Below are 24,277 nucleotides of genomic sequence, written 5' to 3' on the forward strand. Positions count from 1 at the left end.
TCAAGGCTCAAGGCCTATCGTGAAGAATTCAAAACAGAAATTTCACAGCAATAGTTATAAGGTAACGACACGTAACGGAACGGCAGTGGCGTAGACCACAGTCCGGATTTTGGTCGCCACGAGCTGGGGTGGTATGCAAGTCGATCTTGAGGTTGAAGACGCACAAGTGGCCGAATGGCCGCGCTTCCAGCAGGCCGCCTTCCAAGGGCGCCGCTTGAAGCGGATAGCATTTGCGTTGGGCGGTCTGGCGGGTTTCGGACTGGTGCTGGCGTTTTTCATCGGCGTGTTCTCACCACAATCCGTGTGGCCGGCCTTGTTGGTGGGCCAAAGCGCCAGCCTTTGGGTGCTGGTGGCGGGCCTGCAATCGGCGTGGTGGGTGACGCAATGGCGCCGCACGACGCTGCAGCCGGCTGTGGATATCTCGCCTGTGCCCAGCGAGCCTGTTGATAACCTGGGCGCTTACGAGCGACTGCTTGAGCGAATCAGCACTCGGTCGAACGGTTTGTTGAAGCAAATCGGGGCGCCTGTCTTATGGCTTGCCGGCTGGGCGATGCTGATCTTGCTGAGTCTGGAGCAAGCCTGGAACCTGGCTTTACCGGCGGCTTCCCTTGGTATGGCGGCCAGTGTTGGCGCGGTGGTGTCGTTGTCACTGGCGTTTGGCTTGTTGGTGTTTGAGCGGCACTTGGCGCAACAACCTGTGATCGAGTGGCCAGAAGCGCTGCCGCTGGCACAACTGACGCGAGTGGCGATCATCGTCCTCGTGCTGGGCGCCTTCTGCCTGCTCTGCGCCGGGGAAACGTCAGTCTGGCCGGTGCGCCTTGCGGTGCTGATCGGCGTGTTGCCGGGGCTGGTGGCGATGGAGTTGTTGCTTCGTGCAGTGCTGGCATTATTCAGCGCACGGCGCGAGACGTTGGAGCCAACGTTGCTGGGGCGAAGTGTGGTCGCCGACCTGCTGCGCTGGCCACCGCGGCCGCTGTTGGCCCTGCAGCATGAGTTGCACAATCGCTTTGGCATCGACCTGCGCCAGATCTGGGCGTTCAGTTACATGCGCCGGGCGTTCTGGCCGGTATTGGCGGTGGTGTCGCTGGTGGGTTGGTTGCTGACGGGCGTGCATGAAGCGCCGCTGCAAGCGCGCGGCATTTATGAGCGCTTCGGCGAACCGGCGCAGGTGTTCGGCCCGGGTCTGCACGTCGGATTGCCTTGGCCGTGGGGCAGGGTGCTGAGCGTCGAGAACGGCGTCGTGCATGAGCTGGCAACCAGTGTCGGCGACGCTCGCATCCCTGCCGAGGCTGAACCGGCGGAAGGACCGGCTCCCGCCATGGCCAATCGGTTGTGGGACGCCAGTCACGTCAATGACAAGTCCCAGGTCATTGCCAGTCAGCGCGCCGATCAACAGAGCTTCCAGATCGTCAACATGGACGTGCGTTTCGTCTACCGCATCGGCCTGACGGATGCGGCGGCGTTGGCGGCGACTTACAACAGCACGGATGTGCCGTCGCTGATCCGCAGCACCGCCAGCCGCATCCTGGTTCATGAGTTCGCTTCACGCACATTGGACGGATTATTGGGTGCCGATCGGATCAGTCTGGCCGAGGAAATCGGCAAGGCCGTACAGGCCGACTTGCAGTCACTCGACAGTGGCGTGGAAATCCTGGCCACCGTGGTCGAGGCGATTCACCCACCGGCTGGCGCGGCCAATGCCTACCACGGGGTACAAGCTGCGCAGATCGGTGCCCAGGCACTGATCGCCCGGGAGCGTGGCGCCGCTGCAGAGCAAACCAACCAGGCGCAACTGCAGGCCAGCAATGCACACGACCAGGCCGAGGCTGCGGCCCGGGAAATCAACGCCACCGCGCAGGCCGCGAACTTGCGCTTTGAAGCCGAACGCAAAGCCTACGCGACAGCCGGCCATGCCTTTGTGCTCGAGCAATACCTCGGGCAACTGAGCCAAGGGCTGGGCAAGGCGAACCTGCTGATCCTCGACCACCGCCTCGGCGCCAACGGCAGCCTGCCAACCATCGATTTGCGAACCTTCACATTGCCGACAGACCCCGTATCGCCACGTAACCCTGTCCAGCCAGGAGCTGCCCATTGAGCCAGTCTTCTTCACACGGCCATCACGACCATACCGATCATGCCCATGCCGGCCATCATCACGGCCACCACCACGGGCATCATCACCCTCATCATGGCGATCCGCAGCCCGCCGGGCCCTTTCCTTGGCGGCGGATGGGGTGGGCGGGTCTGCTGGTGGCGTTTGCCATCGCGGCGGCGAGCCTGGTGCAAGTGCGCTCGGGCGAGGCCACGGTCATTACGCGTTTCGGCAACCCCGCGCGGGTGTTGCTGCAACCGGGCCTGGGCTGGCGCTGGCCGGCACCGTTCGAGGCGGCGATCCCGGTGGACTTGCGGCTACGTACCACTTCCAGCGGCTTGCAGGATGTTGGTACGCGGGATGGCCTCCGGATCATCATCCAGGCCTATGTCACCTGGCAGGTACAGGGCGACCCGGACAATGTGCAGCGTTTCATGCGTGCGGTGCAGAATCAGCCGGATGAAGCCGCGCGGCAGATTCGCACCTTTGTCGGCTCAGCCCTGGAAACCACGGCCGCCAGTTTCGACTTGGCGAACCTGGTCAATACCGATGCGACCAAAGTCCAAATCGTCGATTTCGAAACCCAACTGCGCCAGCAGATCGAGCAGCAACTCCTCAAGACCTACGGCGTGCGGGTTTTGCAGGTTGGCATCGAACGCCTGACCTTGCCCTCGGTGACACTCAACGCGACGGTGGACCGTATGCGCGCCGAGCGCGAGACCATCGCCACGGAGCGCACCGCCATCGGTAAGCGCGAAGCGGCGCAGATTCGCTCGGCGGCTGAACGTGACGCGCGGGTCCTGCAGGCCGATGCGACCGTCAAGGCCGCGGCCATCGAAGCGCAATCGCGAGTGGATGCCGCCGAAATCTATGGCAAGGCCTACGCGGGGTCTCCGCAGCTATACAATCTGCTGCGCTCTCTGGACACCTTGGGCACGATTGTCAGCCCGAGTAGCAAGTTGATCCTGCGCACCGACGCGGCACCATTCCGCGTCCTGGTGGACGGCCCTCCCACCGAGGAACAGAAAGACGGTAAGCGACCATGAGTTTGGTTCCACGTGGAACAAATGAATTGTCGAGTCCATGGATTCAGGCGGGGCGCCTGGCTTATCTGGCGCTTTATGCCGTCACTGTGCTGGCCGCGTTGGCTTGGATTTTTTCGAATGTTCGACAAATCGACCCGCAGGATCGGGCAGTGGTCCTGCACTTTGGTGCGCTCGATCGAATCCAGAATGCGGGGCTTTTACTGGCCTGGCCGCGTCCCGTGGAACAAGTGATCTTGCTCCCGGCGGCGGATCGAGTCCTGGAACGCAGGGTGGAGAATTTGCTGCGTTCGGATGCGGCGCTGCAAGCGGATCGTGTGGCCAGTTTTGCCGCTCCGGTCAGCGATGCCCTGGCAGGTTCCGGTTATTTGTTGACCGGCGACTCGGGCGTGGTGCAACTGGATGTTCGGGTGTTCTACAAGGTCACCGAGCCTTACGCCTTCGTTCTGCAAGGCGAGCACGTCTTGCCGGCACTCGACCGCCTGGCAACTCGCAGTGCCGTGGCGCTTGCCGCTGCTCGGGACCTCGACACCATTCTGGTAGCTCGTCCTGAACTGATGGGCAGCGACAGCCAGGCCGCCGAACGGCGTGAACGCTTGCGTGGTGATTTGGTACAAGGCATTAACCGACGGCTGTCTGAACTCGCCGCGACAGGGCAGGGCCTGGGCATCGAAGTGGTCCGGGTCGATGTGCAATCGAGCCTGCCGGGGCCGGCGGTCAATGCCTTCAACGCCGTGCTGACCGCCAGCCAGCAGGCCGACAAGGCGGTCGCCAATGCTCGCACCGAAGCCGAGAAACAAAGCCAGGCCGCCCGCCAGGAAGCTGATCGTGCGGTGCAAGTCGCCCATGCCCAGGCCAGCGAACGACTCGCCAAGGCCTCGGCCGACACAGCCTCGGTGTCTGGGCTGGCGAAGGCCCAGGGCAGCGATCCGCAAATGCTGCTGCGCCTGTACCGTGAACGCATGCCGGGCATTCTTCGTCAGGCAGGTTCAGTGACCACGGTCGACCCAAAGGACGATTCCCGTCTGATCATCCAGGGAGCCGGACAATGACCGCTCAAGCCGCTGCTTCACCGATGTTGTCTTCAGCCGAGCAGCGTTCAGCCGCTCGGCAATTGACCCTGGCGATGCTCGCCCTTGGTTTGCTGGCGTTGGGCCTGGCTTGGCGTGGCTGGTCGCCGCAGCAGAGCGGCGTCAGTCAATTGCTGCTGGGGGCCGCCTCGCTGTTGGTGGCCGTGCCGGTGATGCGGTCCGCCTGGTACAGCCTGCGTTATCCGAGCCTGCATGGCATCACCGATCAGTTGATCGCCCTGGCGATGCTAGGTGCCTGGGCCACCGGCGACCTGCTGACGGCTGCGTTGTTGCCGATCATCATGATCTTCGGCCACGTGCTGGAGGAGCGCAGCGTCATCGGCTCCCAGGAAGCGATTCACGCCCTCGGCCAACTGACCCGCAGCCAGGGCCGCAAAGTGCAGGCGGACGGCTCGATCATCGAAGTCGATAACGGCACCCTGCGGCCCGGCGATGTGGTGGAGGTGCGCGCCGGTGATCGAGTGCCGGCGGACGGTCGGGTCTTGTCCGGCCAGGCGAGCCTCGACACTGCGCCCATCACCGGCGAGTCGGTGCCCCTGGAGGCGAGTGTGGGGGTCGAGGTCTTTGGTGGCGCGATCAACCTCGACGGTGTGTTGCGCCTGGAGGTTACTCGCATCGGTGATGAGTCGACGCTGGGCAAGGTCATCGCGCTGATGCAAAACGCAGAACGCTCGAAGCCGCCGATCACGCGGCTGCTGGAGCGCTACGCCGGCAGTTATCTGGTGCTGGTGTTGTTGCTGGCGGCGGTGACCTGGTTCGTCACCAACGATGCCCAGGCGATGCTCGCGGTTCTGGTGGCGGCGTGCCCCTGCGCCTTGGTGCTGTCGGCGCCGGCCACGGCGATTGCCGGTATTGCGGTTGCAGCGCGTCATGGAATTCTGATCCGCAGCTCGGCTTTCCTTGAAGAGTTGGCAGACCTGACTTCGCTGGTGATCGATAAGACCGGCACCCTGACCTACGGCACCTTGCGCTTGCAATCGATCGAAGGGAGCCAGGACGACCTGGCGATAGTGTTGCCCTTGGCCGCCAGCCTGGGATCGGCCAGCAGCCATCCGGTCAGCCGCGCGCTGGCCGGCCTGTTGGAGCAACATCAACATTTGCCGCTCACCGACATTCATGAGCGCCAGGGCTTGGGCGTGGTCGCCATGACCGGGGAGGGCGAAGCTGCGCTCGGTCGTCCTGAGTTGTTCGCCAGGCTGGGCATCCAGACCACGGCCGTACCCAACCATGACGGCCCGATTGCCGGCTTGGCCCTGGACGGACAATTCCTCGCTTGGCTGTTGCTGGCCGACAGCGTCAAGCCAGAAGCGCGGCTGGCAATGACTGAATTGCGCACGCTTGGCCTCGGACGCCAATTGCTGTTGACGGGTGATCGCCAGAGCGTGGCCAACGCCTTGGCCCAGGAGGTCGGTATTCATGAGTTGCAGGCCCAGGCCTTGCCGGAAGATAAACTCCAACGGGTCATGGCCGAGATCGACCACGGCTTCCGGCCCATGGTGGTGGGGGACGGCATCAACGACTCACTGGCCCTCAAGGCTGGCGTGGTCGGCGTGGCGATGGGCGCGGGTGGCGCGGATATCGCGCTGGCGTCGGCGGACATCGTGTTGATCGGCAGCGACTTGCGGCGCCTCGGGACTTGCGTACGACTGAGCCGGCAGTGCCGGCGCACGCTGCAAGTCAACGTGATCATCGGTCTGGGCTGGACGCTGGCCATCGTCGCGTTCGCCGCATTCGGCTGGCTTGGCGCCGCGGGGGCGATGATCGCGGCATTGCTGCATAACTTGAGTACGCTGTTGGTACTGGGCAATGCCGGACGACTGCTACGCTTCCAGGAGCCGCTGCCGAAGCTCTAGGCCCTTTACGTGAGCGAACTGTTGAAGGCGCGCGCAGTCAGTTACGAGAGGTAGCACCACTTCAGGCAGTTACTGCTCAAAACAGTAGATTTAGAAGAACGATAGAAAAAGGCTATAAATTCGATAGCCAGCTATTTTTCTACCATGGGCTACCCTCATTTCAGACGTCTGAAACAAGGGGGATTTTTCATGCTCGCTCAACTTCCACCGGCCTTGCAGAATCTGCATCTACCGCTTCGGCTGCGGCTCTGGGATGGCCATGAATTCGCGCTGGGTGACGATCCCAGCGTGACGATTGTGGTCAAGGACCCACAAATGGTTGCGCAATTTACCCATCCCAGCCTGGATGCATTGGGTGCGGCGTTCGTCGAAGGCAAACTCGAACTCGAAGGCTCGATCCATGAAGTCATTCGAGTTTGTGACGAGCTGAGCCAGGCCCTGGTGGACGAAGACGACAGTAACCTGCCGGTGCGCACGGTCCACGACAAGGAAACCGACGCCAAGGCGATCTCCTACCATTACGATTTATCCAATGCGTTCTACCAGCTCTGGCTCGACAGCGACATGGCGTACTCATGCGCCTATTTCGAGACCGGCAGCGAAACCCTTGAACAGGCGCAGCAGGCCAAGTTTCGCCATCTCTGTCGCAAGCTGCGCCTGCAACCCGGCGACTACCTGCTGGACGTTGGCTGCGGGTGGGGTGGGTTGGCACGTTACGCGGCGCGAGAGTTCGGGGCCAAGGTGTTCGGCATTACCCTGAGCCGCGCCCAGCTGGAGCTGGCTCGCGAGCGGGTCAAGGCTGAAGGCCTGGAAAGCCAGGTCGAGCTTCAGTTGTTGGATTACCGGGATTTGCCCCAGGACGGTCGTTTCGACAAAGTCGTCAGCGTCGGGATGTTCGAACACGTTGGGCACGCCAACCTGACCCAGTACTGCAAGACGCTGTTCGGGGCCGTGCGCGAAGGTGGCTTGGTGATGAACCACGGGATTACTGCCAAGCACACCGATGGCCGCCCGGTAGGTCGGGGCGCTGGCGACTTCATCGAGAAATATGTCTTTCCCAACGGCGAGCTGCCGCATCTGTCGATGATCTCCGCCGAGATCAGTGAAGCAGGGCTGGAGATCGTTGATGTGGAAAGTCTGCGCATGCATTACGCACGGACCCTCGATCATTGGAGCGAGCGCCTGGAAGATAACCTCGAAGCCGCTTCCAAGGAAGTACCGGAACAGGCGCTGCGGATCTGGCGGCTTTATCTGGCCGGTTGCGCGTACGCCTTTGCCAAGGGCTGGATAAACCTGCACCAGGTCCTCGCGGTCAAGGCCCACGCCGACGGTAGCCATGACTTGCCCTGGACCCGTGACGATATCTACACGCCTTAAAGAATCGGGGAAATAAGCCGGGCGATCCGCATGCCGATCTTCTGCAGGCGGTGGGTCTCCCGGCTTTCTTGCTTGGCGACTTCGTGGGCCTGGGCGAAATCCTGCTCGAGCATCTGCTGCACTTCGCTGGCAAAGCCGATGTCGACGGTCAGCAACATCACTTCGAAATTCAATCGGAACGAGCGGTTATCCAGGTTCGCGCTGCCGATGGCGCTGATCTCCTGGTCGATCAACACGACTTTCTGGTGCAGGAATCCCGGCTCATAACGAAACACCCGCACGCCGGCCCGAACGGCTTCGAACGCATAAAGGCTGGACGCTGCGTAGACAATCTTGTGGTCGGGGCGTGATGGCAACAGGATGCGCACATCCACCCCACGCAGCACGGCCAGGCGCAGGGCTGCGAATACCGCCTCGTCGGGAATGAAGTACGGTGTGGTAATCCAGATTCGTTCGTTGGCCGCGTGGATGGCCTCGACAAAAAACAGCGAGCAGGTTTCGTAGGCGTCTGCCGGGCCGCTGGCAAGCAGTTGGCAGAGCACGCCGCCGTCCGGGTAGGTATCGGGCAGGATCAGCGGTGGCAGTGAGCGGGCGGCCCAGAACCAGTCTTCGGCGAACGACTCCTGCATGCTTGCCACCACCGGACCGCGTACTTCGACGTGGGTGTCGCGCCAAGGGGCCAAGGGCGGTTTTTCACCCAGATACTCATCGCCTACGTTGTGGCCGCCAACGAACCCCAGCACACCGTCCACGGCGACGATCTTGCGATGGTTGCGAAAGTTGACCTGGAATCGGTTGAGCCAGCCGCTGCGCGTGGCGAAAGCCTTGACGTGGACGCCGCCGTCGCGCAGTGCCTGGACATAACGGTGGGGCAGGGAATGACTGCCGATACGGTCATAGAGCAGATACACCGCCACGCCTTCGGCGGCCTTCTTCAGGAGCAACGCTTGCAAGCGCTGGCCGAGTCGGTCGTCGTGGAGGATGAAGAATTGCACCAGGACCGCTTCCCGGGCGTTATCGATGGCCTGGAAGATTGCCTCGAACGTGGCTTGCCCATTCACCAGCAGGCGCACCTGATTGTTCGCCAGGCACGGTGCTCGCCCCAGTTTTGGCATCGCCCTGAGTGACGCGTAGGCCTGGGAGGCGCGCGCGGTGAGTGCCTCTTCAACCCATGGCCGCCAGTTCAGTTCGGAGATTGCCTTGCGCATTTCTTCGTTGGCCTGCCGACGCGCCTTGATGTAGCCGTCGAAGGTGCTGCGACCAAATACCAGGTATGGAATCAGTGTCAGATAGGGAATGAACACCAGCGAAAGGGCCCAGGCTATCGAGCCTTGGGCGGTTCGCACCGTCAGCACCGCGTGAACGGCGGCGATGGAACCCAGGGTGTGAAGCAGCGCGATCAGGTAACCGAAAACATGCGGGCCGAAATAATCCATGGGGCTGCCGTGCTCCTGAAGTTTCAATGCTTAACAGACCATGTTCCACGACGAATGTCGCTATTTAATTCGCTCGCCCCAGGCCTGAACCGAAGCCTGCGGGCGGCGTCTAACGGCCACTTGTCCTCTGGAGTGTTTGCAATGAATGTTCGTCTGCTGGGTTTGGCCTTGACGGTTGGCTTGTCGGTTCCTCTGGCGGCTCAGGCGCAGATGCTTCAACCGGGACTGTGGGAATTGACCACCAGCAACATGAAAGTCGATAACCAGAATCTGCCGGATCTGCAATTGATCCTTGGGCAGCTGCAAACCCAGATGACCCCGGAGCAACGGGCGATGCTCGAGAAGCAGGGCATCACCATGGGCGGAAAAGGCATTCGGGTCTGCCTGACGCCTGCGCAAGTGCAGACCAATGATATTCCGCTGCAGGATCCGCAATCCGGGTGCAAGCAACAGATCACCGAGCGCACTGGCAATCAATGGAAGTTCCGTTTCAGTTGCCCGAAAGCCCAGGGCAATGGTATCGCGACCTTCCAGAGCGATCGGGAATTCACTACCAAGGTCAACGGCACGTTCAACGCTACGGGCATCCAGCAGAACGGTAGCCTGGATACCCGTGCCGTGTGGCTGGGGCAGGATTGCGGGACGGTCAAGCCGAGGGCCTGACCCGGGCTGGATGTGATGGATTCGTGGCGAGGGAGTTTGCTTCCCCCGCTGGGCCAGCATTAGAAGCTGCGAGCGGTCACGGCCGGCTCAACGCCTCGTAGAGCGTGTTGAGGTTGTACTCGAACAGCCCGGTAAATGTCCTGGCAGGGCCGCTCGCGGCCAGGGCATCCGAGTACAACGTGCCGCCGATATGCGCGCCGCTTTCATCGGCGATCTGCTTGAGCAGGCGCGCGTCCTTGATGTTCTCCATGAATACCGCTTTGACTTTCGCCTGGCGGATCTGGGTTATCAGCGCGGCGACTTCTGCCGCCGAGGGCTCACGTTCGGTGGACAGGCCCTGCGGCGCCATGAACTCGATGCCATAGGCCTGGCCCAGGTAACCGAACGCATCGTGGGACGTAACGATCTTGCGATTGCCTGGCGGCAGCGCGCCGAACTTGGCCTTGGCTTCGGCAAGCAGCGTATAGATCGTTTTCAGGTACGCCTGGCTGTTACGTTCGTAGTCGGCCTTGTTGTCCGGATCCGCCGCTTCGAGTGCCTTGGTGATATTGCTGATGTACAGCTGTGCGTTGGCGAGGTTGTGCCAGGCGTGCGGATCGGGGACCGTCTCGCCATCTTCGTTCAGCGATCGCGGGATCACGCCTCGACTGGCGTTGATCACCGCAGCCTTGGTTTCCGTGCTGGTCACCAGGCGATCGAGCCACGGCTCGAAGCCCAGCCCATTCTTGATAATCAACCTGGCCCCGAGCAGCGCCTTGGCGTCGTCCGGCGTGGGTTCGTAGGTGTGCGCGTCGGCGTCCGGTCCAACCATGTTGATGATCTGGACGTGTTCGCCACCGACTTGTTGCGTCATGTCGGCAAGGATGCTGAAGCTGGTCACTACCTTGAGCTTTTCGGCGGCGGACAGGGACAAGGACAGCATCAAGCTGAAGATCAGGAGCAGGGCGCGCATCGAGAAACACCTCATTGGGATGTGAGCTGGGGCGGGCGGTGCAGGAGACCGTGCACCGGACCGAATACCACGGACAGCAGGTAGGACGCGCCGGCCACCAGGACGATGGCCGGCCCGCTGGGAAGCGAGAAATTGAAAGACAACAGCAACCCCAGCCACACCGAGATGCAACCGAGCAGTGCCGCGATCATCATCAGAATGGGCAGGCGTCGACTCCAGAACCGTGAGGCGGCCGCCGGTAACATCATCAGGCCGACCACCATCAGCGCGCCGATGGCCTGGAAACCGATCACCAGGTTCAACACCACCAAGGTCAGGAACACACCATGGGCCAACGGACCCAGGCGACTGACTGTTTGCAGGAACAGGGGATCCAGGGTGTCGAGCAGCAGCGGTCGATAAATCAAGGCCATTGCTCCAAGACTGATTCCGCAGACCCATAGCATGCCGCTCAGGGTCGGGCCGTCCACAGCCAATGCAGAACCAAACAACAAGTGCAGCAGGTCCAGGCGTTTACCGGCCAAGCCAAGAATCAACACGCCGGCCGCCAGGGAAATCGGATAAATCGCTGCAAGGCTGGCGTCCTCCCGCAGACCAGTACGGCGAGTAATCCAAGCGGCGAGCCCTGCCATGCTCAACCCCGCGCCCAAGCCCCCCAACGTCAAGGCCGGTAGGCTGAGCCCTGCTATCCAGAAACCCAGCGCGGCGCCGGGCAAAATGCCGTGGGCCACCGCGTCACCAATCAGACTCATGCGCCGCAGAATCAGGAACACGCCCAGCGGCGCTGTACTGCAGGCCAACACCAGGCCGCCCAGCAAGGCCCGGCGCATGAAGACGAACTCCTGGAACGGTTGCCAAAAATGGATGGCCGCAAGCATCAGGCCACCCACGCGCGGGGTTGCGCAATCAAGTCGATACTTCGGCCCAGGGTGCATCCCGAATGACTCACTAGCAGGGTGTGCGGAATATGTTCGCGTACCGCGCCCAGGTCATGACACACCACCACGACGGTTTTGCCCTCGGCATGCCAGCGGTGAAGGTGTTTCCACAGCAGCACTTGGCCCTGTTCGTCGAGGGCGGCGTGAGGTTCATCCAACAACAACAGCGGTGCGTCAGCCAGACTTAATCGGGCGAGCAGGGCGCGCTGCAATTCGCCTCCAGACAATGCCATCAAGGGGCGTTGCCCGAGTCCGCTCAGGGCCCAGTCTTCCAGCACGGTCTCCAGTCGAAGACGCCGTATCGCCGGTGTGTGTGAGCTCCGCCAAGCACCGGCGGCCACCAACTCCTGCAGGCTGATGGGGAACTGACGATCCAGGTGTTGCTGTTGCGGCAGGAATGAAATGCCGCCGCGCTTGGGTACGTTGACGACGGCTTTGCCGGCCAGAGGTTTTTGCAGGCCTGCGAATACCTTCAAGAGACTGGTTTTGCCCGAGCCGTTTGCCCCGATGATAGCTGTGAGGCTTCCTGCTGGCCGCTCCATCGTGAGTGGCGGTGTCAGCGGTTGTCCGGGAGCGCCCCAGCGCAGGGCGTGGCAGCTGATCATGATCCGCCTCGCGTCCAGCTACTTTCGGCCACTACGTCATGGGCGTGCAGGCTTTCGGCATGAACGACCCTTACAGTCAGCGCATCGATTAGTGAAGGCTTTGCCAGGGCTGTAGTGAGTCGCCGTGCTGCGTCTTCACAAAACATCAGGTTTTGGCCGTTGGCCAGCGCGAACGCCTGCTCGTCGGCGCGCTTGACGGCGGTTTGCACCGCAGTACCGAGGGCTGCTTCGGCTGCATCGATGAATGATTGGAGCGGCAAGTCCTCGATCTCTTTGTTCAACCGCAGGGTCAGCGTCGCCGTGCTGCGCTGGCTATGAGGGGTAGCCACGATGCCATTTGGCGAGCCCAGCCAGGCGAGGATCTCGGCGTGTTCCAGCGTCTTGTTTGCGAAATCGTTGACGAATTGTTGCTGGATCAATTGTCGAGCGAGTGCCGCCGAGCAAGGGCAGGTGGAGGAATAGGGAATCTGGATTCGAAGTTCCACGTGGAACATCGCGTTTTTAAGGCTAGCTTCGATGCTCACCGGATAGCGCTTCCAGCCGGCCAAGGGGCTGATGAGTGCCGGGCGCCTTAGCAGAAGATCGGTATGGACCGTCAATGAAGCCGAGTGGGACGAGCCGTCATGACTATCAAGGAAACGCTGCAAAATTCGATGCAATAACCTCGGCGAGAGCTCCGTCGTTTCTAATGTTTCCAACGCCAAATACAAGCGTGACATATGGATCCCGCGGGCCTCAGGGTCATCCAGGCTGACGCCTGCATCGGCCATCGCCTGGAGACGGTGGCCGCCTAACAGCACGGGTAAGGCGATTCCACACATGCCGACCCAATCGAGGGGAAGCGCTTGGCGTGAAATCTGCGCAGCGACGTCGGGCAGCGTTAACGCATTCATGAGAGGTCCGCAAAGAATTCAAAATTCGACGTTATAGTATAACGTCTGCTTTGTGAATAGCTTTCCCATGAAAGGAGTTTCACTTGCCTGTCGGGCTGTTCCACGTGAAACGTCAGCGCGGCGAGTCCTGACAGCCGTTGAGGCGACTGCATATGAACGCACCTTTGCTCCCGCCAGAGCTTGAAAAACGATTGATCGTTGTCCAGCCAACTCGCCGGTTATACCCGACCCAACTTTCTCCATCCGATGCCAAGCCCGTGAAAAATGTGAGCAGGCCATAACGGCTAGTCGTTTGTGCCCAATAGCGGTGGCTCACAGCCTCGAATCCGCGTGTATAGAGGGTATTTCCACTCGTTTGAACGCTGTAGACATTGCCGTAACCATCGACACACGCCAGCAAATTCGCGCTGCGGGTGCAATTCGCCAAGAGCGGGTTTTGAGCTGACGCGTAGACCGTCCAAAGCAATAACACCCCCGCCGTCATTAATCTCACAGAACTGCGCATGGATCGTTCTCAGTCAATAAGGATTGCAGGTGGGTACGAAGGTATTGTTATAGTATAACGTAAATCTGCCTGCCCATACATGTCGAGCCGGAACGGCCACCGATGAGGATAAACCTGATGCCCAATCGCCTTCCCGTAACCGTTCTTTCCGGCTTCCTCGGTGCCGGTAAGAGCACGTTGCTCAACCACATCCTGCGCAACCGAGAAAACCTGCGTGTCGCGGTGATCGTCAACGATATGAGTGAGATCAACATCGATGGCACCGAAGTCCAGCGAGATGTCTCCCTCAATCGTGCCGAAGAGAAACTGGTGGAAATGAGTAACGGCTGCATCTGTTGCACGTTGCGCGAGGACTTGCTGGAAGAAGTCGGGCAGCTCGCCAGGGAAGGGCGTTTTGATTATTTGTTGATCGAATCCACAGGCATATCCGAGCCGCTGCCCGTGGCGGAAACCTTCACATTTCGCGATGAGGAAGGCCGAAGCCTTGCCGATGTCGCGCGCCTCGACACGATGGTGACGGTGGTCGACGGCGTAAATTTTCTGTTGGATTACCACGCGGCCGAAAGCCTTGCGTCCCGGGGCGAAACCTTGGGTGAGGAGGACGAGCGCTCGATCACTGAGCTGCTGATTGAGCAGATCGAATTTGCCGACGTTATTCTGATCAGCAAGATCGACTTGATCAGCCAACAGGAGCGAGAGGAGCTCACCGCGATCCTGGAGCGTCTCAACACCCACGCGCGGATTGTTCCCATGGTCATGGGCCAGGTGCCGCTGGCCAGCATTCTCGACACTGGCCTTTTCGATTTTCAACGCGCCGCCCAGGCACCTGGTTGGCTGCAAGCTTTGCGAGGCGAACCTGTACCGGAGACCGAAGAGTATGGCATCGCCTCGACGGCTTACCGGGCACGTCGGCCGTTTCATCCCGAGCGCTTTTTTACCTTCATCGACCGTCCTTGGCCCAATGGCAGGCTCCTGCGTTCGAAGGGTTTTTTCTGGTTGGCGAGCAAACCTGAAGAAGCAGGAAGCTGGTCCCAGGCCGGCGGGTTGATGCGTTATGGGTTTGCCGGACGTTGGTGGCGGTTCGTGCCGAAACATCATTGGCCGCAGGATGAGGACAGTACCGCCACGATCATGAAGAACTGGCGGGCGGCGACAGGCGATTGCCGTCAGGAGCTGGTGTTCATCGGCCAGAATATAGATTTCGATCAACTCACCGAAGAACTGAACGCCTGCTTGCTTACCGACGCGGAGATGGCCCAGGGCATGGAAGCCTGGCGGCTGTTACCGGACCCATTCGGCCCGTGGCATGACGAGGTCGCGGCTTGATTCGTCGCTTCCCCAGGCACGCAGGGCCCGCTTCAATGCCATCAAACCGGATCGCTTGGCTCAAGGCTTGAGCCAGGTGCCCTGGCTTTTTCCTTCGCAGAACGGCTTGAGATAAGCCGCATCGGTCGCCACGCCGTAATAGTGAATATCCTGGTGATAAGGCATATTGGCGACTTGGGCATTGCTGCAGATGCCAAACGCGCCGCCAGGGCACTGGTCCACGTATTGCACGTCGACTTTCTGACCGGGCAGGCTCGGCTGGCAGAAACCGTCGGCAAACAGCTTCTGCGGAATGTTGCGGTTCTGCTGGCAGACCTTCACGTCGAGGCGTTCCGCCTGGCTGTGTACGATACACGCCTGGGCCATGGCCTGGCTCGAAGCCAAAGCCAGTAACAGCCAACCGATCATTCGCATCTTCACCTCCACTCAAAGCCTTTGACTATGTTGCAAGACATCCCGACCCATGTCATCGCTGGACCCTTGGGCGCCGGCAAGACCAGCCTGATCAGGCACCTGATGGCCCAACGCCCCGCAGATGAACGCTGGGCGGTGCTGATCAATGAGTTCGGCCAGGTCGGCCTGGATGCCGCGCTGCTGACCCAGGCCACCGATGGTATCGCATTGGGCGAAGTGGCCGGGGGCTGCCTATGTTGCGTCAACGGCGCACCGTTTCAGATCGGCCTGGGTCGCTTGCTGCGAAAGGCTCGGCCCCACAGGCTGTTCATCGAACCTTCCGGGCTGGGTCATCCGGCGCAACTGCTGCGTCAATTGAACGCGGCGCCTTGGCTCGGCGTGTTGGATGTCCAACCCTGCGTAATGGTATTGGATGCCCGAGCGATGGCGGACGGCAAGCCATTGCCTGATACACAGCGACAGGCGTTGGTTGATGCCGGATTGCTGGTGCTGAACAAATCCGAAGGCCTCACCGACAACGATCGGGCGCGCGTTATCGCCCAGTTGCCTGCGCTTGGCGTGTATTGGACGCAACAGGCTGAGCTGCCGATGAGTCGATTGCCAGGCATCTCGGCTCGGGGCGATGGCGCTGTGGATAACCTGAGCCTACCTGTAGGGTTGGGGCAAATCCCGGCTATCTGGACTGATCCGATGGCGCCGATATGCCTGTATCAGCAGCAGGGGGAAGGCTGGAGCATTGGTTGGCGGTGGCATCCGTCCCAGCGTTTTGATGCGGCCGCGGTGACGCGTTGGCTCGACGGCGCGCATTGGAAACGGGCGAAGATGGTTATCCACAGCGCTGACGGTTGGGTCTCGGCCAATGCAGTGGAGCGTGCGTCGTTGCAGTGGCAGGCCAGCGAGTGGCGACAGGATTCACGGATCGAACTGATCTTCGCCGAACCGCAGGACGTGGTTGCGCTGCAAACGAGCCTGGCAAATTGCCGATGTCCGTGAATCAGTCGCGTTTCACGGCTTCCACTTATTGTGCTCCTGGCGCCATTGGCTGAGCTCGATGACCTCAGCTCTGGGCCGGGTCTGGACCGATTCAATCGGTGCAGGCGGGGTTTCTTCGAACGGCATCGGGTAGGGCGCCAGTTCGATGTGGGCGCTGTGGGCACCAAACTGAGTGATCGTACCCGAATGACGGGTCTCGCCCGTCACCGTGAACTCAAAGTTGTAGACACGCGCCAGGCGACGTCGTCCGCTGGCGTCCTTTACGAATCCGATCTTGCGCAGCGCGACATTGCCGTCCAGCAGCTCGATCTTGAGGTTGGCGCAATGTTGAATGACCCTCGCCAAGGCGCGCTCGCGCAAGCCATGGTTGTGCCACAGCCAGGCGCCACCGGTAGCCAGCAGCATCAGCACGAAAATATTTCCAAGGGTCAGCATGAACGGAAAGCTCCAACAAGTTGCCGTCAGCTTAACTGGGTCTCCGGCCTGTCGTACAGGCTGCGTTTAGTCGCATACTGCGCGGCTTGAATTTCATTCGTTTTACGGAAACTTCCCGCATGAAACGTACGCCTCATCTGCTTGCCATCCAGTCCCACGTGATATTTGGCCATGCCGGCAACAGCGCTGCCGTGTTTCCGATGCAGCGGGTCGGCGTAAACGTATGGCCGCTCAATACCGTGCAGTTTTCCAATCACACCCAGTACGGACAATGGGCCGGTGAAGTGCTCGCGCCCGCCCAGATACCGCTGTTGGTGGAGGGCATCGCCGCCATCGGCGAGCTGGGCAATTGCGACGCGGTGCTCTCCGGTTATCTGGGTAGCGCGGCCCAGGGGCAAGCAATTCTGGCAGGTGTGGCGCGGATCAAGGCTTGCAACCCAAAGGCGCTGTACCTGTGTGACCCGGTCATGGGGCACCCGGAGAAGGGTTGTATCGTGGCGCCCGAGGTCAGCGAGTTCCTGCTGGAGGAAGCCGCTGCCGTGGCCGATATCATGTGCCCGAACCAACTGGAGCTGGACAGTTTCTCGGGGCGCAAGGCGCAATCATTATTCGACTGTCTGGCCATGGCCCGTGCGCTGTTGGCCCGCGGTCCGAAGCTCGTGCTGGTCAAACACCTGGCTTACCCCGGCAAGCCCGAAGACAGTTTCGAGATGCTGCTGGTCACGGCTGATGGCAGTTGGCATTTGCGCCGTCCGCTGCTGGCGTTTCCGCGCCAACCAGTGGGGGTGGGCGACCTCACGTCGGGGTTGTTCCTGGCGCGGATATTGTTGGGGGACAGCCTGGTGGCGGCCTTCGAATTCACCGCTGCGGCCGTGCATGAGGTCCTGTTGGAAACCCAAGCGTGCGCAAGTTACGAGCTGCAGTTGATCCGCGCCCAGGACCGTATCGCCCATCCGCGTGTGCGGTTCGAGGCAGTGCCAATCAGCCTCTGATCGATGCTGGCCGTTGTGGAAGCGAGCTTGCTCGCGATGAGGGCCTCACGTCCAACATAGCGTTGGCTGTGACATCGTCATCGCGAGCAAGCTCGCTCCTCATTATTGATTTCTGCGGCTGGTTAAGGCCCGTCCGCCTTGATTTCCTGATAGCGCTTCTCCAGCTCCTGGCGAATCTGCCGACGTTGCTGGGCTTGTTCATAGCGCCGTTTTTCTTCGCTGTTCTGCGGTTGCAACGGCGGGACGGGGGCCGGCTTGCGCAAGTCATCCACCGCAACCATGGTGAAGAAGCAGCTATTGGTGTGGCGCACCGAGCGCTCACGAATGTTCTCGGTCACGACCTTGATGCCCACTTCCATCGACGTGTTGCCGGTGTAGTTCACCGAAGCCAGGAACGTCACCAACTCACCGACATGAATCGGCTCGCGGAAAATCACCTGGTCGACCGACAGCGTCACCACGTAGCGGCCGGCGTAACGGCTGGCACAAGCGTAGGCCACTTCATCCAGGTATTTGAGCAAGGTGCCGCCATGGACATTGCCAGAGAAGTTGGCCATGTCGGGGGTCATCAACACCGTCATCGACAGCTGGGCGTTTCCGGGTTCCATAACGTTCTCACGGTTCAAGGCAGCAGTTCAGGATGGGCGCCTCTGCGGGCGCTGGGTTGTGGTTACCAGATACAAACCACTCATATCGGGACGCTGCGCCGATGCGAGCCGTCACGCTTCGGTGGATCTGTTTCCATATATTGCACCGTCTTTTTGCCAGAAGTCCCGGTGTTAACCTGCAAAAGCCCCTCATCTGGGTATTTCCTACAAGAGAAACGGACCTATCCGACTCCGCATGAGTCATGTCAGCAAGGAGCCCCACCATGCATGCCATCAGCTTCATACAAGACTTGGCGATCATCATGCTGGCGGCGGGGTTGGTTACCGTACTGTTCCATCGCTTCAAGCAACCGGTGGTGCTTGGCTACATTGTCGCGGGCTTCATCATCGGTCCGCACACGCCGCCGTTCGGCTTTATCCACGACGAAGAAACCATCAAGACCCTGGCCGAGCTCGGGGTGATCTTTCTCATGTTCTGCCTGGGCCTGGAATTCAGCCTGCGCAAATTGTTCAGGGTAGGGGCCACGGCGTTCATCGCGGCGTTCCTGGAAATCGTCCTGATGATCTGGATCGGCTATGAAATCGGGCGCTGGTTCGGCTGGAATGCCATGGACTCGCTGTTCCTCGGCGCCATCCTCGCCATCTCGTCGACCACGATTATCGTCAAGGCCCTGAATGACCTGAAGATGAAGGACGAGCGCTTTGCGCAGTTGATATTCGGCGTCCTGATTGTCGAGGACATCCTTGGCATCGGCATCATCGCGTTGCTTTCGAGCATCGCGGTCAGCGGTACGGTGAGTTCGGGCGAGGTGTTATCGACAGTCGGCAAGCTGTCGTTATTCATGATCGTAGCGCTGGTCATCGGCATTCTACTGGTGCCCAGGTTGCTGGCCTATGTGGCGAAGTTCGACAGTAACGAGATGCTGTTGATTACGGTACTGGGGCTCTGCTTCGGCTTTTGCCTGTTGGTGGTGAAGCTGGAATACAGCATGGTGCTCGGGGCATTCCTGATCGGCGCGATCATGGCCGAGTCCCAACAGCTGTTGAAAATCGAGCGGCTGGTAGAGCCGGTGCGCGATCTGTTCAGCGCAATCTTTTTCGTGGCGATCGGGCTGATGCTCGATCCGGCCATAGTGCTCCAATACGCGTGGCCGATAGCCGTGATTACCTGTGCGGTGGTGCTCGGTAAAATGCTTTCGTGCGGTCTTGGTGCCTTTATCGCGGGCAATGATGGGCGCACCTCACTGCGCGTTGGGATGGGACTTTCACAGATTGGCGAATTTTCTTTCATCATCGCGTCGCTAGGGATGACCCTGCAGGTCACCAGCGATTTCCTTTATCCGGTGGCGGTGGCTGTCTCGGTGCTCACCACGCTGCTGACACCTTATCTGATCCGGGCCGCTGATCCATTGTCCGTCAGGCTGGCATCGGCGATGCCGCAACGACTGGCGCGCGTGCTGGGCATGTATGGCGAGTGGTTGCGCAGTATCCAGCCCCAGGGTGAGGGCGCCATGCTGGCCTCCATGATCCGGCGAATCCTGCTGCAAGTCGGCGTCAACCTGGCGTTGGTCATTGCCATTTTTGTTTCCGGAGGGTACTTCGCCGAGGGGATGGCGGCTTATCTACAGGTGTGGATCAGCGACCCGAGCTGGCAAAAGGCGCTGATCTGGGGCGCAGCGTTGCTGCTGTCGCTGCCGTTCCTGATCGCGGCGTACCGCAAGCTCAAGGCCTTGTCGATGCTGCTGGCGGAGATGGGCGTAAAGCCGGAGATGGCCGGCCGCCATACCCAGCGCGTGCGTCGGGTGATCGCCGAAGTGATCCCTATCCTGTCGCTGCTGGTGATCTTCCTGCTGTTGGCAGCCTTGTCGGCCAGTATCTTGCCGACCAACAAGTTGCTGTTGCTGATTGCCGTGGTGGCGACTGTCGTGGCGGCGCTGCTCTGGCGCTGGTTTGTCCGCCTGCACACGCGGATGCAGGTGGCTTTGCTCGATACGCTGGACAATCACAAGGAATCGTCCGGGCATTGACCAGCGCCGGGCTCTGGCGGATCAGCTTTCCAGCCAGACGTCCCGTGCCCAATGCCAGACCGACTCCCAGGTTTCCTCGGCGATCAGTTCTTCCTCGGCCAGCCATAGCACCACGGTGCCGTCTTCTTCGACGCAGTAATAATCATCGCCGTCCTGGCAAATCGGAATCAGGCTCCGGTCGACGCCAGCGTCCCAGGCGTTGGCCGCTACGTCCGGCAGGTAGGTATGGGATTGCGGATCGGTAACAGTCACCGGTTCCAGGCTGCCATAGACGACATCGCTGACGGTCAGCAAAAATTCCCTGAATACGAAGGGGATATCGATGAACAACTGCTCTTCGATTTCTACCAGCAGATCTTCATCAGGTAACTCCAGCGGAACCGGCACGGGTTCGTTGGCTTCGCGTAATTGTTCGATGATTTCTTCCACGTCCGGGATCCTCTTTCTCGATGGCGCGGTTTTATATGGGCGGTTTATACAGTAGCCCGCCATAGATGCAACTGCGAAATAGAAAACCCCGGCAAGTGCCGGGGTTCTTTTATTTCAACATGCGAAACGCGAAAAGGTTCAACCGTTCTGGCGGATACCAGCCACCAGCCAAGGCTGGTTCTCGCCTTGGGCGCGTTCCATGTTCCAGCTTTCGCTGAACGCTTCACCCTGGTCGAAGCGGGAGTCTTTCGACACGCCGATAAAGGTCAGGGTGGCGATGGTCTTGTCGGCGCGATCGTCGACGCCGTCCAGTTGCACCTGCAGGTTATCGATGTAGGTGGACTGGTAGCCGTCACCCAGCTCGGCCCGCTCGCGCTTGAGGAACTCAAGCAGTTGTGGGGTTACGAACTCGGCGATCTTGTCCATTTCGTTCGCGTCCCAGTGCTGCTGCAAGGACATGAAGTGGCTGCGCGCCGCTTCGATGAAGCGCTGTTCGTTGAACCAGGCGGGCGCATTGATCACTGGACGCGCCACTGGAGCGGCCGCGCCACCGAAGATCGAACCGCCGGCAGGCTGCTGGTTGAACACTTCACGCTGCATCGGCGCATGACCGGCCGGAGCGAACTGCTCCTGCTGCTTGCGACGACGGGCTGCGATGAAACGGAAGACCAGGAAGGCGATGACCGCCATGATCAGGATGTCGAAGATTTGCATGCCCTGGAAACCGTCGCCCATGAACATGGAAGCGAGCAGGCCACCGGCGGCGATACCGGCAAGGGGGCCGAGCCAGCGGGAAGCGCCGCTGGCCTTGGTAGCGGCGCCAGCAGCGCCGGCCGCGCCTGCGGTGGCGGCAGTGGACCCGGCGGCAGAGGACGGCGCCATCTGGCTGGTCTGGTGAGTCGGGGCTGCGCCCGAACTTTTACCACCGCCAAAACGCTTGGCGGCATTGGCGTCGATGGCCATCGTCAGGCCGATGCACAACGCCATGGCGATGCTAAGAAAACGTTTCATATAAAGGCATTCCCATTTGTGGATAGCACGCGCGCCATGTTGCACAGCTGAACTGTTGCTGGCTAGCGGCAGAGTGTTTCGGGCTTTTGCGTGACAGCTGAGGTTCAGGTTCGGCTGTGCAAGCAGGCCTGTTCGCTTTGGGCTGTAGGAAAGGGGAACAAGTTCTATCGGAAATGTTTGGCGTCCCCAGAACAACCTGTGGGAGCGAGCTTGCTCGCGATAGCGGTGTGTCAGTCAGCAACCATAATGACTGATCCACCGCTATCGCGAACAAGCTCGCTCCCACAGAGTTCCTACAAGGCCTTTAAATCGCCTCGAGCTTGGCATACCCCAGCATCAGCCATTTACTGCCTTCGCTGAAATTGACCTGTACCCGAGCCTGGGCACCGGCGCCTTCGAAGTTGAGAATCACGCCGTCGCCGAACACCGAATGCCGTACCGCCTGGCCCAGGCTGAAGCCGGTTTCCGGGATATCGCTGCCGCCGAACAGACTGCTGCTTTGTTGCTGGCTGCCGCCGAACGGACGGCTGACGCTGTTGGAAAGACGCACTTCCTGAATGAGACCTTTCGGTACTTCGCGTACGAAGCGCGATACCTTGTTGTAGGTTTCGCTGCCATATAAGCGTCGGGTTTCTGCGTAGGTCATCACCAGGTTCTGCATGGCGCGTGTGATGCCGACGTAGGCGAGGCGGCGTTCCTCTTCCAGGCGTCCGGGTTCTTCCAGGCTCATCTTGTGGGGAAACAGGCCTTCCTCCATGCCCACCAGGAACACATACGGGAATTCCAGGCCCTTGGCGCTGTGCAGGGTCATCAGCTGGATGCTGTCTTCATGCTCGTCGGCCTGGGTGTCGCCGGCCTCCAGGGAAGCATGGCCGAGGAAGGCCGACAGTGGCGAAAGGTCTTCGTCTTCTTCGGTCGTTTCGAAGTTGCGCGCGGCGCTGACCAGTTCCTCGAGGTTTTCCACCCGGGCCTGGCCTTTCTCGCCTTTTTCCGCTTCGTGATAGGCGATCAGGCCGGATTGCTCGATGACGGTCTGGGTCATCAGGTGCAGTGGCATTTCCCCACACTTGGCAGCCAGGTCTTCTATCAAATCCATGAAGGCCTTCAGGGCCCCGGCGGCACGGCCGGTCACGCCTTTGTTGTCGACCAGCTGGCGCATGGCTTCCCACATCGACACATGGCTGTGGCGGGCATGCTCGCGAATCGCCTCGACGGTTTTCTCGCCGATGCCCCGCGTCGGCACGTTGATCACCCGCTCCAGGGCCGCGTCGTTGCCACGGCCTTCGATCAGGCGCAGGTAGGCCATGGCGTTCTTGATTTCGGCGCGCTCGAAGAAGCGCTGGCCGCCATAGATCCGGTAAGGAATCCGTTCGCGCAGCAGGGCTTCTTCCAGCACCCGTGATTGGGCGTTGGAACGATACAGGATCGCGATGTCGCTGCGGGCCAGGCCGGTCTTCAATGCGCTCTCGATGGTTTCCACGACATAGCGGGCCTCATCGTGTTCGTTGAAGGCGGCGTAGAGATTGATCGCCTCGCCTTCGCTGCCGTCGGTCCACAATTCCTTGCCCAGGCGCCCGGTGTTGTTGGCAATCAAGGCGTTGGCGGCCTTGAGGATGCCGGCGGTGGAGCGGTAGTTCTGTTCCAGGCGAATGACCTCGGCGTCAGGAAAATCCGCCGAGTACTGGTGGATATTCTCGATCTTCGCGCCACGCCAGCCATAGATCGACTGGTCGTCGTCGCCCACCACCATCAGGCTGTCGCCGCCCTTGGCGAGCAGGCGCAACCACGCATATTGAACGGCGTTGGTGTCCTGGAATTCGTCCACCAGGACATGGCGGAAGCGCTTCTGGTAATGGGCCAGCAGGCCCGGGTGGTCACGCCAGAGATCCAGGGCCCGTAGCAGCAGCTCGGAAAAGTCGATGACACCGGCACGCTGGCACGCCGCCTCGTAGGCTTCATAGATGCTGCGCATGGTCGCCAGGAAAAGGTCGCCGCTGGCCTGGATATGTTGTGGGCGCAGGCCTTCGTCTTTCTGGCCGTTGATGAACCATTGGGCCTGACGGGCCGGCCAGCGTTGTTCATCCAGGCCCAGTTCGCGGATGACCCGCTTGACCAGGCGCTGCTGGTCATCACTGTCCAGGATCTGGAACGTCTGGCTCAAGCCGGCTTCCTGCCAGTGGGCTCGCAGCAGGCGATGCGCCAGGCCGTGGAACGTACCGACCCACATGCCGGCCGGATTGATGCCCATCAGTTGTTCGATGCGATGGCGCATCTCAGCGGCAGCCTTGTTGGTAAAGGTGACCGACAGGATCGAATGGGGCGAGGCGTTCTCGACCTGGATCAACCAGGCGATACGGTGCACCAGCACTCGGGTCTTGCCGGAGCCGGCACCGGCCAGGACCAACTGACGGCCCACGGAGGCAGCAACTGCCTGGCGTTGGGCATCGTTAAGGGAATTCAGCAGAAGGGAGAGATCATCGCGCATCGGCGCATTCTAGGGTGCGACGCCACCCTGGGCAAACCGAGCTTTGCATCAACCGACAAAACACCGCTGGGTGACGACCGGTTGGTCAGCCTCTACAGGCATGGGCGGC

Annotated in this window: 22 protein-coding genes; 10 read left to right on the forward strand and 12 right to left on the reverse strand. The window is 60.7% G+C overall.

Translation table 11 applies throughout. The features are described 5' to 3' along the window. Positions 1-133: 133 nt before the first annotated feature. The 5 genes from hflK (M8Q45_RS25095) (at position 134) to cfaB (ending at position 7,456) form a co-directional block, all read left to right on the forward strand. On the forward strand, positions 134-2,095 hold the full coding sequence (hflK, locus tag M8Q45_RS25095) for a protease modulator HflK (protein ID WP_249876822.1): 1,962 nt from the start codon (positions 134-136) through the stop codon (positions 2,093-2,095). Beyond that, positions 2,092-3,138 carry a protease modulator HflC gene (hflC, locus tag M8Q45_RS25100; RefSeq protein ID WP_249876823.1) on the forward strand — a complete coding sequence of 349 codons (1,047 nt, stop codon included), beginning with the start codon at positions 2,092-2,094 and terminating at the stop codon, positions 3,136-3,138. The genes hflK (M8Q45_RS25095) and hflC overlap by 4 nt, the downstream gene beginning before the upstream one ends. Continuing rightward, positions 3,135-4,187, forward strand: coding sequence for a protease modulator HflK (hflK, locus tag M8Q45_RS25105; protein ID WP_249876824.1), 1,053 nt, complete (start codon positions 3,135-3,137; stop codon positions 4,185-4,187). The genes hflC and hflK (M8Q45_RS25105) overlap by 4 nt, the downstream gene beginning before the upstream one ends. Continuing rightward, complete coding sequence (locus M8Q45_RS25110; RefSeq protein ID WP_249876825.1) at positions 4,184-6,079, forward strand: cation-translocating P-type ATPase; 1,896 nt, start codon at positions 4,184-4,186, stop codon at positions 6,077-6,079. The genes hflK (M8Q45_RS25105) and M8Q45_RS25110 overlap by 4 nt, the downstream gene beginning before the upstream one ends. Before the next feature lie 189 nt (positions 6,080-6,268). Then, the gene (gene cfaB / locus M8Q45_RS25115; RefSeq protein WP_249876826.1) at positions 6,269-7,456 is read left to right on the forward strand and encodes a C17 cyclopropane fatty acid synthase CfaB; all 1,188 of its coding nucleotides are present in this window, start codon (positions 6,269-6,271) and stop codon (positions 7,454-7,456) included. Here cfaB and cls read toward each other — a convergent pair. Beyond that, positions 7,453-8,892: a cardiolipin synthase gene (gene cls, locus M8Q45_RS25120; protein ID WP_249876827.1), complete on the reverse strand. Its 1,440-nt coding sequence runs from the start codon at positions 8,890-8,892 to the stop codon at positions 7,453-7,455. The genes cfaB and cls overlap by 4 nt on opposite strands. 141 nt (positions 8,893-9,033) lie before the next feature. On the opposite strand from cls, the gene M8Q45_RS25125 reads away from it, so the two are divergent. Further along, entirely contained in the window at positions 9,034-9,555 is a 522-nt protein-coding gene (locus M8Q45_RS25125) for a DUF3617 domain-containing protein (RefSeq protein WP_249876828.1), read from the forward strand. A gap of 76 nt (positions 9,556-9,631) precedes the next feature. Here the strand turns inward: M8Q45_RS25125 and M8Q45_RS25130 are convergent, their stop codons facing one another. The 5 genes from M8Q45_RS25130 to M8Q45_RS25150 form a co-directional block, all read right to left on the reverse strand. After that, positions 9,632-10,507 carry a metal ABC transporter substrate-binding protein gene (locus M8Q45_RS25130; RefSeq protein WP_249876829.1) on the reverse strand — a complete coding sequence of 292 codons (876 nt, stop codon included), beginning with the start codon at positions 10,505-10,507 and terminating at the stop codon, positions 9,632-9,634. 11 nt (positions 10,508-10,518) lie between these two features. Then, positions 10,519-11,385, reverse strand: a complete 867-nt coding sequence (locus M8Q45_RS25135) for a metal ABC transporter permease (protein ID WP_249876830.1) — start codon at positions 11,383-11,385, stop codon at positions 10,519-10,521. Next, the gene (locus M8Q45_RS25140; protein ID WP_249876831.1) at positions 11,385-12,050 is read right to left on the reverse strand and encodes a metal ABC transporter ATP-binding protein; all 666 of its coding nucleotides are present in this window, start codon (positions 12,048-12,050) and stop codon (positions 11,385-11,387) included. Before M8Q45_RS25140 ends, M8Q45_RS25135 begins: the two co-directional genes overlap by 1 nt. Then, positions 12,047-12,943 (reverse strand): GTP cyclohydrolase FolE2, encoded by an 897-nt coding sequence (folE2, locus tag M8Q45_RS25145; protein ID WP_249876832.1) that lies wholly within the window; start codon positions 12,941-12,943, stop codon positions 12,047-12,049. The genes M8Q45_RS25140 and folE2 overlap by 4 nt, the downstream gene beginning before the upstream one ends. Before the next feature lie 112 nt (positions 12,944-13,055). Further along, a complete protein-coding gene (locus tag M8Q45_RS25150) occupies positions 13,056-13,448 on the reverse strand; it encodes a glutamine synthetase (protein ID WP_249876833.1) in 393 nt (130 codons plus the stop codon). A gap of 117 nt (positions 13,449-13,565) precedes the next feature. Between M8Q45_RS25150 and zigA the strand changes: the two genes are divergently transcribed. Continuing rightward, a complete protein-coding gene (gene zigA / locus M8Q45_RS25155; RefSeq protein WP_249876834.1) occupies positions 13,566-14,774 on the forward strand; it encodes a zinc metallochaperone GTPase ZigA in 1,209 nt (402 codons plus the stop codon). Positions 14,775-14,834: 60 nt separating this feature from the next. Here zigA and M8Q45_RS25160 read toward each other — a convergent pair whose 3' ends face one another. Continuing rightward, complete coding sequence (locus M8Q45_RS25160; RefSeq protein WP_249876835.1) at positions 14,835-15,188, reverse strand: NADH:ubiquinone oxidoreductase; 354 nt, start codon at positions 15,186-15,188, stop codon at positions 14,835-14,837. A gap of 27 nt (positions 15,189-15,215) precedes the next feature. Between M8Q45_RS25160 and M8Q45_RS25165 the strand changes: the two genes are divergently transcribed. Beyond that, positions 15,216-16,181, forward strand: a complete 966-nt coding sequence (locus M8Q45_RS25165; protein ID WP_249876836.1) for a CobW family GTP-binding protein — start codon at positions 15,216-15,218, stop codon at positions 16,179-16,181. Positions 16,182-16,193: 12 nt separating this feature from the next. On the opposite strand, the gene M8Q45_RS25170 is transcribed toward M8Q45_RS25165, so the two are convergent. Next, complete coding sequence (locus tag M8Q45_RS25170; protein WP_249876837.1) at positions 16,194-16,616, reverse strand: DUF3301 domain-containing protein; 423 nt, start codon at positions 16,614-16,616, stop codon at positions 16,194-16,196. Between the two features lie 119 nt (positions 16,617-16,735). Here M8Q45_RS25170 and pdxY point away from each other — a divergent pair, with 119 nt between their 5' ends. Continuing rightward, on the forward strand, positions 16,736-17,608 hold the full coding sequence (pdxY, locus tag M8Q45_RS25175; protein WP_249876838.1) for a pyridoxal kinase PdxY: 873 nt from the start codon (positions 16,736-16,738) through the stop codon (positions 17,606-17,608). A gap of 122 nt (positions 17,609-17,730) precedes the next feature. Here the strand turns inward: pdxY and M8Q45_RS25180 are convergent, their stop codons facing one another. Then, complete coding sequence (locus M8Q45_RS25180) at positions 17,731-18,216, reverse strand: acyl-CoA thioesterase (RefSeq protein ID WP_249876839.1); 486 nt, start codon at positions 18,214-18,216, stop codon at positions 17,731-17,733. A gap of 263 nt (positions 18,217-18,479) precedes the next feature. Here M8Q45_RS25180 and M8Q45_RS25185 point away from each other — a divergent pair, with 263 nt between their 5' ends. Beyond that, entirely contained in the window at positions 18,480-20,243 is a 1,764-nt protein-coding gene (locus M8Q45_RS25185) for a cation:proton antiporter (RefSeq protein ID WP_249876840.1), read from the forward strand. Between the two features lie 21 nt (positions 20,244-20,264). On the opposite strand, the gene M8Q45_RS25190 is transcribed toward M8Q45_RS25185, so the two are convergent. The 3 genes from M8Q45_RS25190 to uvrD form a co-directional block, all read right to left on the reverse strand. Then, positions 20,265-20,672 carry an SMI1/KNR4 family protein gene (locus tag M8Q45_RS25190; RefSeq protein WP_249876841.1) on the reverse strand — a complete coding sequence of 136 codons (408 nt, stop codon included), beginning with the start codon at positions 20,670-20,672 and terminating at the stop codon, positions 20,265-20,267. A gap of 138 nt (positions 20,673-20,810) precedes the next feature. Next, positions 20,811-21,683 carry a Tim44 domain-containing protein gene (locus tag M8Q45_RS25195; RefSeq protein ID WP_249876842.1) on the reverse strand — a complete coding sequence of 291 codons (873 nt, stop codon included), beginning with the start codon at positions 21,681-21,683 and terminating at the stop codon, positions 20,811-20,813. A gap of 304 nt (positions 21,684-21,987) precedes the next feature. After that, positions 21,988-24,168, reverse strand: a complete 2,181-nt coding sequence (gene uvrD, locus M8Q45_RS25200) for a DNA helicase II (protein ID WP_249876843.1) — start codon at positions 24,166-24,168, stop codon at positions 21,988-21,990. Between the last annotated feature and the right edge of the window lie 109 nt (positions 24,169-24,277).

This window comes from Pseudomonas sp. T1.Ur (genome assembly GCF_023516725.1).
GTDB lineage: Bacteria > Pseudomonadota > Gammaproteobacteria > Pseudomonadales > Pseudomonadaceae > Aquipseudomonas > Aquipseudomonas alvandae.